The sequence below is a fragment of the Acinetobacter sp. SFD genome (assembly GCF_001647575.1).
Lineage (GTDB): Bacteria > Pseudomonadota > Gammaproteobacteria > Pseudomonadales > Moraxellaceae > Acinetobacter > Acinetobacter pecorum.
Genome location: NZ_LSZJ01000015.1, coordinates 33428 through 48418, shown reverse-complemented (window position 1 = coordinate 48418; position 14991 = coordinate 33428). Strand labels below are relative to the sequence as shown.

The window sequence follows — 14991 nt, the reverse complement described above, 5'->3', positions numbered from 1 at the left end:
CCAGGTAAAACCCTTCAGCCAGATGGAAAATTGGCTGAAGGGTCCAGTTACAAAGATTTATATAGGATATTCAGCCATGTCAAACCACAATGTTGCACTTCAATTTGAAGATGGCGTTACACGTTTTATTTCTGTTGCCCAGGGCGAGACCCTGTCTGATGCAGCTTACCGTCAAAAGATCAATATTCCTTTGGACTGCCGTGATGGTGCTTGTGGAACGTGTCGTGCGTTTTGTGAATCAGGTTCATTTGACATGCCTGAAGAAACTTATATTGAAGATGCACTAACACCTGAAGAAGCCGCTGAAGGTTATATTCTGGCTTGTCAATGTAAGCCAACGTCAGATGCCGTGTTCCAGATTCAGGCTTCTTCAGAAGTTTGTAAAACCGAAATTCATGCCTTCCAGGGTGCGCTGACGCGTGTCGAAAACCTGTCTGATTCAACTATTACTTTTGATATCCAGTTAGACGAAGGTCAACCAGACATTCACTTTCTGGCAGGTCAATATGTCAATGTTAGTATTCCAGGCACCACAGAAACCCGTTCTTATTCATTCAGCTCAAAACCGGGTAATCGTCTGACTGGTTTCGTAGTCCGTAACGTACCGAACGGGAAAATGAGTGAATTCTTGAGCAAAAATGCCAAATCTGGCGACAAAATGACCTTTAGTGGTCCGTTTGGTAGTTTCTATCTGCGCCCTGTGACCCGCCCTGTCTTGATGCTGGCGGGTGGTACAGGGATTGCACCTTTCATGTCAATGCTGCAAGTACTGGAAGAAAAAGGTTCAGAGCATCCGGTCCGTTTAGTATTTGGTGTGACCAATGACTTTGACCTGGTGGCAATTGAAAAGCTGAACGAACTACAAGATAAATTCCAGTGGTTCGAATACCGTACTGTAGTGGCAAACCCGGAATCTGCACATGAACGTAAAGGCTATGTCACTGGCCATATTGAAAATGAATGGCTAAATGCTGGTGAGGTTGATATCTACCTGTGTGGCCCGGTACCAATGGTTGAAGCGGTTCGCGGCTGGCTAGAAGCAGAAGGCGTAAAACCTGCAAGCTTCCTGTTTGAAAAATTCTCTGCAAACTAACTAGAGGGAATTTATTCAATGTCTAATCGTCAAAGATTTGAAAATAAAGTTGTAATCGTGACCGGTGCCGCTCAGGGCATCGGGCGCGGTGTCGCGCTGCAAGTGGCGAGCGAAGGCGCTCAAGTCGTCATGGCTGATCTTTCCCCTTATGTGGAAGAAGTTCTGGCTGAAATTGAAGCGACTGGCGGTGATGCGATTACCGTCAAAGCCAATCTGGAAACGTTTGCCGGTGCTCAATCAGTCGTTGAAAAAGCGCTAGAAACCTATGGTCGTGTCGATACGCTCATCAATAACGTCGGTGGCGCGATCTGGATGAAACCTTTCGAGGAATTTTCTGAAGAGGAAATTATCAAGGAAGTGAACCGTTCATTGTTCCCGACACTGTGGTGCTGCCGTGCAGTTTTACCAGAAATGATTAAAAATCAGAAAGGTACCATTGTAAACGTATCTTCTATTGCGACACGCGGTATTAATCGTGTTCCCTATTCAGCATCCAAAGGTGGCGTAAATGGCCTGACGGCTTCCCTTGCCTTTGAACATGCCAAAGATGGTATTCGCGTTAACGCTGTTGCAACGGGTGGTACCGAAGCACCACCCCGTAAAGTACCACGTAATGCCAATCCACTGACTGAATCTGAACAAGAATGGATGCAGCAAGTGGTAGATCAGACCATTGACCGTACGTTTATGGGTCGCTACGGCACAATTCAGGAGCAAGTAAATGCGATTGTATTCTTGGCTTCCGATGAATCATCTTATATGACAGGTACGGTAGTACCGGTCGGTGGTGGAGATCAGGGTTAGTCCTGATCATCACGATTTTTGACAGGCTCATGGTTCGACGCAAGGAGGCACATTACCAATGAACACCCTGTTTCAGACATTAAAAAATGACTGGTCAATTTCAGCAACTGTTGCAGGATTTCTAGCAGTGCTGATTTCCTATTCAGGACCACTGATCATTTTTTTCCAGGCGGCACAGCAAGCCCAGGTTTCCCCAGACATGATGATTTCATGGATTTGGGGAATTTCTATTGGGGCGGCGCTCGCAGGTATCTTTTTATCAATTAAATACAAAATACCTGTCGTCACCGCCTGGTCTGCGCCCGGAACGGCTTTATTAGTCACGCTGTTTCCCGATATTTCGCTCAATGAAGCGGTTGCGGCCTATATCACCTCTGCTGTGGTGATTTTTCTCATTGGTATTACCGGTTATTTCGACAAATTGCTGTCCTGGATTCCTCAGGAAGTCGCTGCCGGAATGATGGCGGGGATTTTACTGCAGTTTGGTTTAGGACTGTTTACCGCGACCGATACCATGCCCTATATCGTCTTTGGCATGCTGGCAGTTTTTTTGCTGGCCAAGCGTTTCAGTCCACGTTATGCCATGGTCTGGGTGCTGGTTGCCGGTGTGATTTTAAGCATGCTGCTGGGCAAGATTAATCCGGTCACGGCAGATTTCAGTCTGGCAATTCCGCAATTTATTGCACCGGAATGGACCTGGAGTTCCACCCTGAATCTGGCCCTCCCGCTCATTCTGGTTAGCCTGTCTGGCCAGTTTTTACCGGGAATGGCCATTATCAAGATCAGTGGTTATGACATGCCTGCCAAGCCAATTATCAGTGCAACCAGTATTGCCTCACTCGCAGTAGCCTGTGTGGGGGGGATTACTATTGTATTGGCCTCTATTACGGCAGCATTGTGTTTAGGCAAAGACGCGCACGAGCTGAAAGAAAAGCGTTATATCGCCGGGGTGGCGAATGGGCTTTTTTACATTTTAGGCGGCCTGTTTGCCGGCAGCATCGTCATGCTGTTTAGCCTGATGCCGAAGGAATTAATTGCAGCTTTGGCAGGACTGGCCTTACTCGGAGCAATTGCCACTAACATCTCTATGGCGATGGGCAAAGAGTCGCAACGTGATGCCGCACTAATCACTTTTTTAGCAACCGCTTCCGGCATGCATTTCTTGGGACTGAGTTCAGTCTTTTGGGGGATTTGTATTGGCCTGGTAGCACATTTTCTGCTGTCACAGAAAGACCGTAATGCTGTTCCGGTTGCAACATCAGATTCAAAACGAATTTAAAGACATCCATTAGTTTAGGGTATGTAAGGACCAGATTATGATAGATAAAAGTTCATTATCATTGAAAGAAGCACTCTCCCAGATCAAGGATGGTTCTACCATTATGATCGGCGGATTTGGGACAGCGGGTCAGCCTGCTGAACTGATTGATGGTCTGATCGAATTGGGAATCAAGGATCTTATTATTGTCAATAATAATGCTGGTAATGGCGACTATGGTCTGGCGAAACTGCTTAAAGCGGGCGCTGTGCGTAAAATTATCTGCTCTTTCCCGCGTCAGTCTGATTCCTGGGTATTTGACGAACTCTATCGTGCAGGCAAGATCGAACTGGAACTGGTGCCGCAAGGTAATCTGGCTTGCCGTATTCAGGCAGCAGGTATGGGCTTAGGTCCAATCTATACCCCAACCGGTTTTGGTACCTTGCTGGCTGAAGGCAAACCAACCTTGAACTATGAAGGCAAAGATTTTGTCCTGGAAAATCCGATTAAAGCTGATTTTGCTTTAATTAAGGCCCATCAGGGCGACCGTTGGGGCAATCTGGTGTACCGTAAATCTGCCCGTAACTTCGGCCCGATTATGGCGATGGCCGCTAATGTAACCATTGCACAGGTTTCTGAAGTGGTTGAACTGGGTGTACTGGATCCAGAGCACATCATTACCCCGGGAATTTTTGTTCAACACGTTGTTCAAGTTAAACCTGCACAGTAATTGGCATCGGAGATAAATAATGAGCTATAACAAACTGACCCGTGACCAGATCGCTGAACGTGTGGCACAAGACATCCCTGATGGTGCTTATGTCAACCTGGGGATCGGCCTACCGACCAAAATTTCAAGTTACCTGCCAAGCGACAAAGACGTATTCCTGCATTCTGAAAATGGCCTGTTGGCTTTCGGTCCTCCTCCTGCTGAAGAAGACCGCGATCCAGAACTGATCAATGCCGGTAAAGAATTCGTGACCTTGCTCGAAGGTGGTTCTTTCTTCCATCATGGTGATTCATTCGCGATGATGCGTGGCGGTCATTTAGACATCGCGGTACTGGGCGCGTTCCAGGTGGCTGAAAATGGTGATTTGGCCAACTGGCATACTGGTGCTCCGGATGCGATTCCAGCAGTCGGCGGTGCGATGGATCTGGCTGTTGGTGCGAAAAAAGTCTTTATTACCACAGATCACGTGACCAAAAAAGGCGAGCCCAAAATCGTGGCTGAACTGTCTTATCCTGCGACTGGCCTGAAATGTGTCGACCGTATTTATACCGATCTTTGTGTGATTGATGTGACGCCTAAAGGTATGAAAGTGATTGAAAAAGTCGAAGGTCTGTCATTTGAAGAATTGCAGTCAATGACTGGTGCCAAACTGATTGATGCGACTCAAAACTAATTTATAAATCCTCCCTAAACCCCTCCTTTATTAAAGGAAGGACTTTCATCCTTTAAATTCAGGGAAAAACGCCTCCCTTTAGTAAAGGGAGGTTGGGAGGGATTCAAAGATTTGGAAAGTAAAAACATGAAAAACGCATATATTATCGATGCCATCCGTACCCCATTCGGCCGTTATGCCGGTGGTCTCGCGCCTGTCCGTGCAGATGACTTAGGTGCAGTTCCAATTAAAGCTTTGATGGAACGCAATCCAAGCGTGAACTGGGAACAGGTCGATGACGTGATTTATGGCTGTGCCAATCAGGCCGGTGAAGACAACCGTAACGTCGGTCGTATGTCTTCACTGCTTGCAGGCCTGCCTTATCAGGTTCCGGCAACGACCGTAAACCGTCTGTGTGGTTCATCGATGGATGCCGTCGCAATGGCAGCACGTACGATTAAAGCCGGTGAAGCCCATCTGATTATTGCTGGTGGTGTAGAAAGCATGTCGCGTGCCCCATTCGTGATGGGCAAGTCAGAAACAGCGTATGGCCGTAGCCAGAAGATTGAAGACACCACCATGGGCTGGCGTTTTATCAATCCTAAGCTCAAAGAAATGTACGGCGTGGACACCATGCCGCAAACGGCTGAAAATCTGGCAGAACAGTTCAATATCAACCGTGAAGATCAGGACAAGTTTGCTCTGACCAGCCAGCAACGTACCGCAGCAGCGCAGGCCAATGGTTTCTTTGCCAAAGAAATCATTCCTGTGGTGATACCACAGCATAAAGGCGATCCGGTGATTGTCGATAGTGATGAACATCCACGTGCATCTACCACTGCAGAAGCTCTGGCGAAACTAAAACCTGTGGTGAAAGCAGAGGGGACTGTAACGGCGGGTAATGCTTCTGGTATTAACGATGGTGCGGCTGCCCTGCTGATTGCATCTGATGAAGCTGTTGCTCAGCATGGCTTAAAACCACGTGCCAAAATTATTGGTTCAACAGTTGTAGGTGTTGAACCACGAATCATGGGTTTTGGTCCAGCACCTGCCATCAAGAAATTACTGGTACAAACCGGTCTGACTTTAGAACAGATGGATGTGATCGAGCTGAATGAAGCTTTTGCTGCTCAGGCACTGGCATGTACCCGTGACTTGGGAATTGAAGATGGTTCAGAGAAAGTCAATCCAAATGGTGGTGCGATTGCTTTGGGTCATCCACTCGGTGCTTCAGGCGCGCGTTTAGTGACGACTGCACTCAACCAGCTGGAACAAACCGGTGGTCAATATGCGCTGTGTTCAATGTGTATTGGTGTCGGTCAAGGTATTGCTTTGATTATTGAACGTGTTTAATTATTAAATGCTCTTTCTTCCCCTCCTTTCCCAAAGGAGGGGAAGAAAGAGGATTAAGGACTTAAAAAAATGCCAACATTTACATCTAACGATGCCCAGATCAATTACCAGACTTTTGGTGATGCCAGCAAACCCGCCCTGGTTTTTTCTAACTCATTGGGTACCAAATTCAGCATGTGGCAACCACAAATTGAATTTTTCCAGCAAGACTATTTTGTCGTGTGTTATGACACGCGTGGTCATGGGGCTTCTTCTGCACCGCAAGGTCCGTATAACCTTGAACAGCTAGGTCAGGATGTGGTCAATCTGCTAGATCATTTAAATATCCAGAAAGCTGCGTTCTGTGGTATTTCAATGGGTGGGTTAACCGGGCAATGGTTAGCGATTAACAAACCTGAACGTTTTAACCACGTGATTATCTGCAATACTGCTGCCAAGATCGGTCAGGAACAGGCCTGGCTGGAACGTGCCGCACTGGTGCGTGAACAAGGCTTGGCTCCGATTGCATCGACTGCAGCATCACGCTGGTTTACCGGTCCCTTTATCCAGAGCAACGCAGCGAAAGTTGCAGAACTTTCAAACGACCTTGGAGCTGGCAGCCCGGAAGGTTATGCAAGTTGTTGCGAAGCTTTGGCTAAGGCGGATTTACGTGAACAGATCAAAACCATTTCTGTGCCGGTACTGATTGTGGCCGGTCAGCAAGATCCAGTGACGACAGTTGCAGATGGTCAAGCCATGCAAGCTGAAATTTCACAAAGCCAGCTGTTTGAAATCAATGCCTCGCACATTTCCAGTGTGGAGCAACCAGAAGTCTTTAATCAGGCAGTTCAGAAATTTATTGCAGCTTAAATAATAGATGCAAAGAAAAAGCCACTGTTGATCAGTGGCTTTTTTATGCTTAGATTTTGAAAAACTGGTTCAGCATCAAGCCCAGATCACTAAAATCGCTGCAATCACCACTAAGCCCAAACCCCAATGCTCGGTACGTGCCAGTTTTTCTTTAAAGAAATATGCCGAAATCAGCATACTAAACAGAATCTCAATTTGTCCCAAAGTTTTGACGACCGGCACACTCATCATGCTCATGGCAGTAAACCAGCCGAGTGATGCCATAAAACTGCACACACTCACTTTAAAAGTTAAGCCCAGACGTTGCCACATGGCCACTAAAGTCTGGCGACTGAATATGCTGAGATAGATCAGCATACTGATACACTGAAAACCGATCACCATTAACAACACCCAGGCCGCACGATGCAAGGTTGGCAAATTGCTTAATTCCAGACTGGCTTCGCGTACCAGAATTGAGGTAATGGCAAAACTTAAACCGCTGCCGATCCCGATCGCCAATGTTCTAGCTGAAAACCCGCTGACCTGTTGGCCTTTACTCAATAAAAATACCGCATATCCACCCAGCACCACACCGATCCAGGCCAGAAATGACAAATGATCCGCTAAAAAGGTCACGCCAATAATGGCTGCCAGAATGGCTTCACTTTTCGCCAACCCCACCCCCACCGCGTAATTTTTTTGCTTGAACAATTGTACCATCAGCGCCGTAGCTAAAATCTGACTGCAACCCGCAATTACTACATAGACCCAAAACCTGGGCGTGAAGTGAACCACACTTTCAACCGGCTTGAAATAATACAAGCTGCTCAGGTACAGCGCAGCAAATGGCAAGCCAAAAATAAAGCGTGCCAAGGTGACTCCCCACACATCAACCGTGGTACTGAGCTGTTTTTGAAAGGCGTTACGCCAAGCCTGCATAAATGCAGCCATTAAAGTGAAAAAAATCCAGCTGAATGCCATCTACTGATCGCTATTACCTCAAAAGTAAATTAATTCTATGCCTTAGTAAAAGCGCTGACTAATTAAAAATAGGATACTGGCCGATAGCGGAAAGTTTGGCTTATATTAAGGAACGAGTCGGCTAAATGAATACAATATGATCTGATAGCGATCTAAAAACGTGAAAATGGTACTAATTTTGCTTATCAAACCTAACCAGGCTGATAGATGTCATGTGGATTTATTTTATATGTTTAAAGTATGCAATCAGACCTAAAGTGCAATTGAACTCTTTTTTACTTTGCTCCAATATGAAATACAAAATAACAAGTATTCATCATTGAAGGCGAATACCCCCTGTACCAGATCGCCGGATGCTATCTCAGGTAAGGAATGAGAATGACCAGTTTAAATTATTATCAAACCATCTTTGATAAGGCGGGTGATGCTATTTTTATGCATGATATCGGCAGTGTCGAATTCATGGACGTCAATGAAGCAGCTGAAAACCTCACCGGTTACAGCAAATCTGAATTAACCAGCATGAGTGTAGAAAAAATCAGTGCGCATAGCCATGGTTTTGATTTTTACCATGCCTTAAAAAAGGTGCAACAAGCTGCCAGTCATGAAGCAATTACATTTGAATGGATCATTCAGGCGCAGAATCAACGGCAGATTCCTGTTGAGGTTTGCCTGAAAACGGTCGAAATTGAGCATCAGCCCAAGCTACTGGCTTTGGTTCGCAACATTAGTGAAATCAAGAAATATCAGTATCAGCTGCAGTCTAAAGATCAGTATTTCAAGATGCTGCTGGAAAACTCGGGTGATGGCATCGCGATTCTGGACCTGCAAGGCAAACTACTGTATGCCAGCCCTTCTCTACAACGTATTTTGGGTTATCGTGACCGCTTTGTTTTAAATAAAAATGTCTTGAGTGTCATTCATCCGGATGACCGGATCAAAGTCCGGCAACTGTTATTTAAAAAACCGGCTGAACAGTCGATTGGAGTGCTGCATTACAAAATTCTGCACCATAATGGTAAATGGCGGTACCATGAAGCAACCTATCGCAACCTGCTCGATCATCCGGATATTCAGGGAATCCTGATCAATTACCGCGATATTAGCGAACGGATTGAAGCAGAAGAAATGGCGCGGGCTCGGGAACGTCAGTTAGGCCATATGTCACGCTGCAAAACCATGGGTGAACTTGCGACCGCACTGGCACATGAACTGAATCAGCCCTTAGCTGCACTCAATAATTATGTCGGTGGCAGCATTATCCGTATTCAAAACGGCCTAGCCAATACCACTGAAACGCTGGATGCCATGAATGCCGCACTGGATCAGACCAAAAGGGTCAACCAGATTATTCACAGTATGCGCAGCTTTTTGCGCAAAGGCGAAGCCAATTTTCAGGTACATTCCCTCAATAAACTGATTCAGGACCTGCATCCCCTGATTGGACTGAAAGCCGATCAGGGCGGCTGTACCATTCATTATGAGCTGAGTGTGACACCGGTTTCTATCTCTGCTGATGAAACCCTGTTTAGCCAGGTCATCATTAATCTGGTCTTTAATGCGGTGGATGCGTTACAACGCAATCCTGAAGGTCAACGTGATATCTATATCCGGACCTGGCAGCACAACCAGCATGCCCGAATTGCCATTGCAGACAATGGTCCGGGACTGCAAGGACAAAATCCGGAACAGCTGTTCGAGTCTTTTTATTCGAGCAAGAAAGACAGCATGGGGATCGGATTGACTTTATCGCGTAGCATTATTGAAAACCATCAGGGTTATTTATGGGTCTGCCAGGGTGAATCCGGCGCAATTTTTAATATTTCATTATCTGCACAGGAGCGTGCTAAATGTATTTAAATAATTCTCATGTTCCCGAGCCCATAGTCTACGTCATTGATGACGATCAGGATATCCGAAACTCGCTGACCTGGTTGCTGGACTCCGTTCAGCTGGAAACCAAAACATTTAGCAGTGCGACCGAATTTTTAAATTATCCACGGCCGAACACCCCAGCCTGCCTGATTCTGGATATCCGCATGCGTGGCATGAGTGGATTACAATTACAGCAACAGCTTAATCAGCAGAAAGCCTATATTCCAATTATTTTCATGACCGGTCATGGTGATATTCCGATGTCGGTAAATGCCATGAAAGCCGGGGCTTTTGATTTTCTGGAAAAACCGTTTAATCCGCAGCATATGCTGAACCAGATTCAGGCCTGCCTGCAACAGGCAGAACAGGACTTTGTCGCAGGTGAAAATCGCAAACAGCAATTGCTGAAACTGAAATCCTTGTCACCACGTGAGAATGAGATTATCAATTTGCTGGTCGATGGCCTGTCCAGTAAACATATTGCGCAAATGCTGAATATCAGTCATAAGACAGTCGAGATTCACCGCACCCATATCCGGCAAAAACTGGGGACGGAGTCGATTGCCCAGATTGTGAATATGGTGCTGATGTGCCGGGAAAAAAGCAAGCCGGCGATGGGTTAACCATCGCCTGATCATTTTATTCAGCTTAACTTAGAAAAAGCGGTCAAAGTGAATCTGTTGTTGTGGAATACCCGCTTGATGCGCCATCTGCTCAATGGATTTCACCATCGGCGATGGCCCGGCACAGTAAATCTCATGCTCAGGTAATTGCTCGCCCAGCACCTCATTGATCACATCATGAATGAAACCGGAACGGATGCCGTCTATCAGTTCTGCAGACGTGGCAGGCACGTAATTGAGACGTTCACCCAATTCGGTCCAGTCCCTGAGCTGATTTTCGGTCAACAAATCGCGTTGCTCACGTCCACCGTGGAAGAACCAGACCTTATGATGTTGCAAGCGCGGATTGGCCGCCACACCACGCGCAATCGCCAGCATTGGCGCAAGACCAGAGCCGCCGGCAACACAGACAATCGGACGTGGCTGTTCCTGCAAATGCGCCAGACCATAAGGCCCATCAATCTGAATCACGGCATGTTGTCGCTGCAGCTCATCAAACAGCAAATTGGTCATCTTGCCATCCGGCACACGGCGAATCTGGAACACCCACAGCCCTTCGTCATTCGGCAAGTTGGACATCGAATAGGCGCGCAGTAATTCCTGATTTACCCAGAGCAGTGCATATTGCCCTGGAATAAATTGGGCTGGTTCATCCGACTGTAAATGAATTTCTAGAATATCATGGGTAATCGGTTGCACATGCTTGAGCTTCACGGCTTGCTGTTTTGGCAAAATTTTAGGCGTGCACTGTTCATCTAAACGAACCTTGATCACACAGTCCGATTTTGGCCGACACTGGCAAGCCAATACACGTCCCTTACGTTTATCTCGATCAGACAACCCGGGTGCATCTGCCCACAGATTTTCCACCTCGCCCGACAACACTTCAATTTTACAGGTGCCGCAGCCACCGGCATTGCATTCATAAGGCAAGCCTAAACCTTCACGCAAACCGCCGCGCAGCAGAACATCGTCTGCTGCACATTGAAATTGCCCCTGTCCTTCAATCTGGATTTTATACATAGCGCATTACTCCACCAAATAGACCTGACCATCACGTACAAATGAGGTGTAGGTTTTAAGCGGAATACTGCAGGGTGCACCACACGGCTCACCGGTTTTAATATCGAAAGCGCCGGCATGGAACGGACATTCCACTTCGCAGCCATCAACTTCACCATCCGCCAACGATGCATCCCCATGGGTACAGGTATCATCGGTGACATAAAACTCACCATCTTCCAGATGAAACACCGCAAGTGGTGGATAACCGTCAATAATGACCTGCAAGCCTTCCCCCTGTTCAATCTCCGAGGTGAGGCAAAGAAATTTTTCAGCAATATTGTTCACTTGAATATTCATGCGCTCAACTCCTCAATCGGTGAATCTGTCGCTTCAGGTCCCAGGGTGTGATAACCGCCATCGGCATGGATGGTGCTACCGGTGAGCAATTTGGCTTTTGGACTGCAAAGCAGGCTTAAAGCTTCTGCCACCTCTTCGGCATCGGCAATACGGCCCAGCACATGGAAACGACCCGCAACACGATCGGTTTTCGGACGGTCATTGCCTGAAATCATCTGCATTGGCACAGACCAGGTCCAGCCCAAAGACAAGGCATGCACGCGGATACCATCAGTGGCTAAATCGAGTGCCATACTTTTGGTTAGCTGTTCCAGTGTGGCCTTTGATGCCGGATAAACCCAGCGCTCTTTTTGGGCAATACGGGCACTGACACTACTGATATTGATCACTGCAGCATCTGAACTCGCTTTCAGCAATGGGCGGCAGGCCTGTACCAATGCAGCATGACCAAACACCGTGACATTGAAGGTATTTTGCCAATCTTGACGTGTCGACTGAGATCCATGATCTTCATACAGACAGGCCAGATTCACCAGAATATCCACTTGTGTCAGCTTGCCCACCAAGGCCTGAATGCTGTCATCACTGGCCAGATCAAGGTATTCAAAGCGAGTTTGGGTTTCATTTGCGACCTGTTGGCCTTGTTCCTGATTAATATCAGCAATAATGACGTCGGCGCCCAAGCCTTTTAATTCTTTAACCACTGCTTGACCAATGTGAGTCGCCCCCCCAGTGACCAGAACTACTTTATTGTTCAGATCGGTCATGAAGCCTCCTTATATTGTGGCCATTCACTAAACTGTCCTTTGCAGAACAGCAATGGACGCTGATTGCTGTGACGGCATTGCTCAATTTTCCCCAGGAAAATCTGGTGATCGCCGGCTTCAATCTGCTTTTCATTTTTGCAAACAAACTGCACCACACACCCTTCCAATACGGGCGCTTTAGACTGTTCAATATTCCACACACCGTGCTGGAATTTATCGGCAATCGGCTTGGCAAAGTTCAGACCAACGTCCTGCTGGTCTGCTCCCAGAATATTAATGGCAAAGTATTCTGCATTTTCAAAAACCGTACGACTTGGTGAATGATTCACTAGACTCCACAAAACGAGTGCAGGATCTAATGACACGGAACTAAATGAATTAATAGTCAGTCCGACAGGTTGTTGCTGTTGATCCAGACAGGTGACAATCGCTACACCTGTGGCAAAACCGCCGAAGGCCTGCCGAAGCGCTTTCGCTTCAGCCAGGTCAACGTCCTGCCACAGTACTTCAGGCAGCTGCATGATTAAACTCCTTGCGTGACAGATATTCTTTCGCGCCCTCCGCACCATCCACGGCTGGCCAGAAACCACGTGGATGGTTGAAGTGGCCCATAAAGTCATCGGCAATTGCACTGTTTTGAGATGCTGCTCCCAGAACTTGAAGCAAGCTTTCGCTTGGCGGATTTAGCAACAGGTTGGTAAATTCAGTGGTATAGCGGCCGGAATATTCCCAGAATTCATCAAAGACTTGCGTCATCCATTCGGCAGTAAAGGCTTCATCGCCATGTGCCAGAATGGCCTGCAGATAATGCTCGACCATACGAGTCGCATTGTTTGCGCCCTGACCAGCAATCGGGTCATTGACCATCACTGTGTCGCCAATACCCCAAATCGAAGCACCATTTTCCAAAGTTGCAACCGGATAACGGACTTCCGGACGGAATGCGCCTTTCAGCCAGGCATTCGGATCACTCAGTTCCATGTTATCGACCATACGGAAGCTCTGGTCTGGTGTTACTTTAGCTACTGCTTCTTTCATGCGTTGCAGCATTTCGTCACCGCTGGTCACATCATCAAAGATATCCATTGGACCATTGGGTACACATTCAAACAGGAAGCTTCGACACGGGCCATAGGTATGGCTGTAGAATGGCATGCTGAAATATTCACCTGCACCGGCAATAAAGTTAAAGTGCAAGGTTTGCGATGGCTGACCTTGCCAACTGTTCGGTCCGCACAAGTCATCACCTACCACCAAAGCCGCAGCCAGTTTACGTGGCGGAGCCTGATGCACCGAGCGGGATTCATTACGTTTGAACAGGCTGGTAATATTGCCTTTGCCCGCCGCAAGAATCGTTAAATCATTTTCAGCAGAGATGATTTCCAAATCTTCAGGTGTCACATTCTGGATTACCAGCTTGCCACCACGACGTGGGTATTCTTCTAGCCATCGGTGGTATTTAGTGCGCTGGTCCATGGCAATGCCTTTATTTTCATGCAGAAAACCGGTCAAAGGCAGTGCCACCGTACCGTCTGGCGCACGGAAGTCGACATGAATCGCCTCTCCATGATGTGCCTTGCCATCCCAGAAATTCAGGCCCAGTTTACGTTCCACTTCAAGCGTATTGGCGAAGAACATGGTGGTACTGACCATGCGGCCATGTAACAGTTCTTCAGCTGGACGATCTACATATACAGTAACGTCGTATTTTTTTTCTAGTAATGAGAATGCCAGTAACAAACCTGCCTGCCCACCACCAATAATTGCGATTTTTCTCATCTCTTGAATTCCTCTTTGGGCCGTGTCTGATGCAGTAGCTATCGTTATATTTGCGCTTATGTTGTCGGATACGGCTGATTAAAAGTCAGGTTTAATTCCACCCGGTCAAATTTCCATTCATCTTCTTCATCACAGCGAACAGTGGCTTGATAAAATCCGCCCAGACAGCTGGTGGTGGCCTGCATGCCTTTCTCGGCAAGTTTGCAGACTTCCCAAAGCATCCAGCTGACATTGGCATGATGATGATCCAGCACTTCGATATCCGGCATGGCCATAATGTGCAGGCTCCACAGCACCTGCGCTTCAGCAATGCCAGACAGCGCATCCAGAATGTTTTGCCGACCTTGATATTCGCCAAAACCATTCGCACACCAGACCGCATCGTCATGAAACAGATGCTGCATAATGGTTGGGTTGTTGCGCTGGTCCGCTGCGGTTGCATACCGGCCGACCAGGCTGCGAATGGCTTCGCAGCTTTCCAGGTAGTGCAAACGGGTTTCCAGATTGTGCTGGCTCATATTCAATTCCTTTAAACGTTGACCACGTCACCAGTTTCATAGACAAAGCGGGTTTCTTCAAAGGCATATGGCACACCGACAGAACCTTTATACAGTTCGATATGCGGTGCAATTTCAGCAAAGCTCAGGCTGAGCCAGTACAGCTTGTGTAGCTCTTCCGACAATGAGCCCAATGGATATTGGTCTAATGCCGCCAGCAGGTGACGCATTTCCGGCAGAATCGCATCATAAAATGCCTGCAGCTCTTCTTTGGTGGAGTTCAGACGGGCCAGATGACGCTGTTTAGAGGTTCCAAGTGCCCACTTCGCGACAAAAGGTTCCAGAGCAGCAAAGTCAGCCGGCAATTGTGAAATGATATTTGACAT

Annotated in this window: 17 protein-coding genes; 9 read left to right on the top strand and 8 right to left on the bottom strand. The window is 47.3% G+C overall.

Features of this window, described 5'->3' with window-relative positions:
• The first annotated feature begins 76 nt into the window (after window positions 1-76).
• From benC to pcaD, 7 genes are all read left to right on the top strand, one after another.
• Window positions 77-1093, top strand: a complete 1017-nt coding sequence (benC, locus tag AY605_RS12505) for a benzoate 1,2-dioxygenase electron transfer component BenC (protein ID WP_064096716.1) — start codon at window positions 77-79, stop codon at window positions 1091-1093.
• A gap of 18 nt (window positions 1094-1111) precedes the next feature.
• Complete coding sequence (benD, locus tag AY605_RS12500) at window positions 1112-1897, top strand: benzoate diol dehydrogenase BenD (protein WP_064096715.1); 786 nt, start codon at window positions 1112-1114, stop codon at window positions 1895-1897.
• A gap of 58 nt (window positions 1898-1955) precedes the next feature.
• Window positions 1956-3176, top strand: a complete 1221-nt coding sequence (benE, locus tag AY605_RS12495; protein WP_064096714.1) for a benzoate/H(+) symporter BenE — start codon at window positions 1956-1958, stop codon at window positions 3174-3176.
• Window positions 3177-3213: 37 nt separating this feature from the next.
• Window positions 3214-3885, top strand: a complete 672-nt coding sequence (locus tag AY605_RS12490) for a 3-oxoacid CoA-transferase subunit A (protein ID WP_064096713.1) — start codon at window positions 3214-3216, stop codon at window positions 3883-3885.
• Window positions 3886-3904: 19 nt separating this feature from the next.
• Window positions 3905-4558: a 3-oxoacid CoA-transferase subunit B gene (locus AY605_RS12485; protein WP_064096712.1), complete on the top strand. Its 654-nt coding sequence runs from the start codon at window positions 3905-3907 to the stop codon at window positions 4556-4558.
• A gap of 126 nt (window positions 4559-4684) precedes the next feature.
• Window positions 4685-5890, top strand: a complete 1206-nt coding sequence (pcaF, locus tag AY605_RS12480; RefSeq protein ID WP_064096711.1) for a 3-oxoadipyl-CoA thiolase — start codon at window positions 4685-4687, stop codon at window positions 5888-5890.
• 69 nt (window positions 5891-5959) lie between these two features.
• Window positions 5960-6739 (top strand): 3-oxoadipate enol-lactonase, encoded by a 780-nt coding sequence (gene pcaD / locus AY605_RS12475; protein WP_064096710.1) that lies wholly within the window; start codon window positions 5960-5962, stop codon window positions 6737-6739.
• Window positions 6740-6814: 75 nt separating this feature from the next.
• Here the strand turns inward: pcaD and AY605_RS12470 are convergent, their stop codons facing one another.
• A complete protein-coding gene (locus tag AY605_RS12470; RefSeq protein ID WP_064096709.1) occupies window positions 6815-7702 on the bottom strand; it encodes a DMT family transporter in 888 nt (295 codons plus the stop codon).
• Window positions 7703-8080: 378 nt separating this feature from the next.
• On the opposite strand from AY605_RS12470, the gene AY605_RS14960 reads away from it, so the two are divergent.
• The gene (locus AY605_RS14960) at window positions 8081-9562 is read left to right on the top strand and encodes a PAS domain S-box protein (protein ID WP_081406374.1); all 1482 of its coding nucleotides are present in this window, start codon (window positions 8081-8083) and stop codon (window positions 9560-9562) included.
• Window positions 9553-10200, top strand: a complete 648-nt coding sequence (locus AY605_RS12460; RefSeq protein ID WP_064096708.1) for a response regulator transcription factor — start codon at window positions 9553-9555, stop codon at window positions 10198-10200. The genes AY605_RS14960 and AY605_RS12460 overlap by 10 nt, the downstream gene beginning before the upstream one ends.
• Before the next feature lie 30 nt (window positions 10201-10230).
• On the opposite strand, the gene AY605_RS12455 is transcribed toward AY605_RS12460, so the two are convergent.
• Genes AY605_RS12455 through AY605_RS12425 form a run of 7 tightly spaced genes read right to left on the bottom strand, consistent with a single transcriptional unit; the run spans window position 10231 to window position 14991 of the window.
• On the bottom strand, window positions 10231-11223 hold the full coding sequence (locus AY605_RS12455; RefSeq protein ID WP_064096707.1) for a 2Fe-2S iron-sulfur cluster-binding protein: 993 nt from the start codon (window positions 11221-11223) through the stop codon (window positions 10231-10233).
• Between the two features lie 6 nt (window positions 11224-11229).
• Window positions 11230-11562 carry a non-heme iron oxygenase ferredoxin subunit gene (locus tag AY605_RS12450; protein ID WP_064096706.1) on the bottom strand — a complete coding sequence of 111 codons (333 nt, stop codon included), beginning with the start codon at window positions 11560-11562 and terminating at the stop codon, window positions 11230-11232.
• Window positions 11559-12329 (bottom strand): SDR family oxidoreductase, encoded by a 771-nt coding sequence (locus tag AY605_RS12445; protein WP_064096705.1) that lies wholly within the window; start codon window positions 12327-12329, stop codon window positions 11559-11561. The genes AY605_RS12450 and AY605_RS12445 overlap by 4 nt, the downstream gene beginning before the upstream one ends.
• A complete protein-coding gene (locus AY605_RS12440; protein WP_064096704.1) occupies window positions 12326-12850 on the bottom strand; it encodes a flavin reductase family protein in 525 nt (174 codons plus the stop codon). The genes AY605_RS12445 and AY605_RS12440 overlap by 4 nt, the downstream gene beginning before the upstream one ends.
• Entirely contained in the window at window positions 12837-14108 is a 1272-nt protein-coding gene (locus AY605_RS12435; protein WP_064096703.1) for a styrene monooxygenase/indole monooxygenase family protein, read from the bottom strand. Before AY605_RS12435 ends, AY605_RS12440 begins: the two co-directional genes overlap by 14 nt.
• Before the next feature lie 56 nt (window positions 14109-14164).
• The gene (locus AY605_RS12430; protein WP_064096702.1) at window positions 14165-14626 is read right to left on the bottom strand and encodes a nuclear transport factor 2 family protein; all 462 of its coding nucleotides are present in this window, start codon (window positions 14624-14626) and stop codon (window positions 14165-14167) included.
• Between the two features lie 11 nt (window positions 14627-14637).
• Entirely contained in the window at window positions 14638-14991 is a 354-nt protein-coding gene (locus AY605_RS12425) for a hypothetical protein (RefSeq protein ID WP_064096701.1), read from the bottom strand.

Coding starts and splice junctions, on each gene's coding strand:
- AY605_RS12455 (WP_064096707.1), bottom strand. CDS start 11,223: ATGTATAAAATCCAGATTGAAGGACAGGGGCAATTTCAATGTGCAGCA.
- AY605_RS12445 (WP_064096705.1), bottom strand. CDS start 12,329: ATGACCGATCTGAACAATAAAGTAGTTCTGGTCACTGGGGGGGCGACT.
- AY605_RS12425 (WP_064096701.1), bottom strand. CDS start 14,991: ATGTCAAATATCATTTCACAATTGCCGGCTGACTTTGCTGCTCTGGAA.
- benE (WP_064096714.1), top strand. CDS start 1,956: ATGAACACCCTGTTTCAGACATTAAAAAATGACTGGTCAATTTCAGCA.
- benD (WP_064096715.1), top strand. CDS start 1,112: ATGTCTAATCGTCAAAGATTTGAAAATAAAGTTGTAATCGTGACCGGT.
- AY605_RS12435 (WP_064096703.1), bottom strand. CDS start 14,108: ATGAGAAAAATCGCAATTATTGGTGGTGGGCAGGCAGGTTTGTTACTG.
- AY605_RS12460 (WP_064096708.1), top strand. CDS start 9,553: ATGTATTTAAATAATTCTCATGTTCCCGAGCCCATAGTCTACGTCATT.
- pcaF (WP_064096711.1), top strand. CDS start 4,685: ATGAAAAACGCATATATTATCGATGCCATCCGTACCCCATTCGGCCGT.
- benC (WP_064096716.1), top strand. CDS start 77: ATGTCAAACCACAATGTTGCACTTCAATTTGAAGATGGCGTTACACGT.
- AY605_RS12485 (WP_064096712.1), top strand. CDS start 3,905: ATGAGCTATAACAAACTGACCCGTGACCAGATCGCTGAACGTGTGGCA.
- AY605_RS12470 (WP_064096709.1), bottom strand. CDS start 7,702: ATGGCATTCAGCTGGATTTTTTTCACTTTAATGGCTGCATTTATGCAG.
- AY605_RS12490 (WP_064096713.1), top strand. CDS start 3,214: ATGATAGATAAAAGTTCATTATCATTGAAAGAAGCACTCTCCCAGATC.
- AY605_RS12430 (WP_064096702.1), bottom strand. CDS start 14,626: ATGAGCCAGCACAATCTGGAAACCCGTTTGCACTACCTGGAAAGCTGC.
- AY605_RS12450 (WP_064096706.1), bottom strand. CDS start 11,562: ATGAATATTCAAGTGAACAATATTGCTGAAAAATTTCTTTGCCTCACC.
- pcaD (WP_064096710.1), top strand. CDS start 5,960: ATGCCAACATTTACATCTAACGATGCCCAGATCAATTACCAGACTTTT.
- AY605_RS12440 (WP_064096704.1), bottom strand. CDS start 12,850: ATGCAGCTGCCTGAAGTACTGTGGCAGGACGTTGACCTGGCTGAAGCG.
- AY605_RS14960 (WP_081406374.1), top strand. CDS start 8,081: ATGACCAGTTTAAATTATTATCAAACCATCTTTGATAAGGCGGGTGAT.